A 992-nucleotide genomic window follows, 5' to 3' on the forward strand; every position below is an offset into this window, starting at 1 on the left:
GGCCGCGAAAGCGGAAGGTAAATCTGAGTTCGCTGAGAACGACGCTTACGTTCATGCAACACCGCTGATTCGTCGCCTGGCGCGCGAGTTCGGTGTAAACCTGGCGAAAGTGAAAGGTTCTGGCCGTAAAGGTCGTATCCTGCGTGAAGACGTTCAGGCTTACGTGAAAGACGCTATCAAGCGTGCTGAAGCTGCTCCGGCAGCAGCAGGCGGCGGTATTCCGGGCATGCTGCCTTGGCCGAAAGTGGACTTCAGCAAGTTTGGTGAAATCGAAGAAGTGGAACTGGGTCGTATCCAGAAAATCTCTGGTGCTAACCTGAGCCGTAACTGGGTGATGATCCCGCACGTTACTCACTTCGACAAGACCGATATCACCGATCTGGAAGCGTTCCGTAAACAGCAGAACGCCGAAGCTGAAAAACGTAAACTGGATGTGAAATTCACGCCAGTGGTCTTCATCATGAAAGCCGTTGCCGCCGCTCTGGAACAGATGCCGCGCTTCAACAGCTCTCTGTCTGAAGACGGTCAGCGTCTGACCCTGAAAAAATACATCAACATCGGTGTCGCGGTAGATACGCCGAATGGTCTGGTTGTTCCGGTCTTCAAAGACGTGAACAAGAAGAGCATTACCGAGCTGTCTCGTGAACTGACCACCATCTCCAAGAAAGCGCGTGATGGCAAGCTGACCGCTGGCGAAATGCAGGGCGGTTGCTTCACCATCTCCAGCATCGGTGGCCTGGGTACGACCCACTTCGCGCCGATTGTGAACGCGCCGGAAGTGGCTATCCTCGGTGTCTCCAAGTCCTCTATGGAGCCAGTGTGGAACGGTAAAGAGTTTATGCCGCGTCTGATGATGCCGATTTCGCTCTCCTTCGACCACCGCGTAATCGACGGTGCTGATGGTGCGCGCTTTATCACCATCATCAACAACATGCTGTCTGACATTCGCCGCCTGGTGATGTAAGCGAAAAAGCCGGCCCGACGGCCGGCTT

The 992-nt window shown here is 54.6% G+C and carries 1 protein-coding gene; it reads left to right on the forward strand.

Going from position 1 to position 992, the window contains the following annotated elements:
- Nucleotides 1-964, forward strand: a 964-nt coding sequence (gene aceF, locus FDW87_RS22095) for a dihydrolipoyllysine-residue acetyltransferase (RefSeq protein WP_252363074.1), incomplete at its 5' end; no start/stop codon positions are given.
- Nucleotides 965-992 lie beyond the last annotated feature (28 nt).

The organism is Citrobacter sp. wls826, from assembly GCF_005281245.1.
In the GTDB taxonomy this organism is placed as follows: Bacteria; Pseudomonadota; Gammaproteobacteria; order Enterobacterales; family Enterobacteriaceae; genus Citrobacter; species Citrobacter braakii.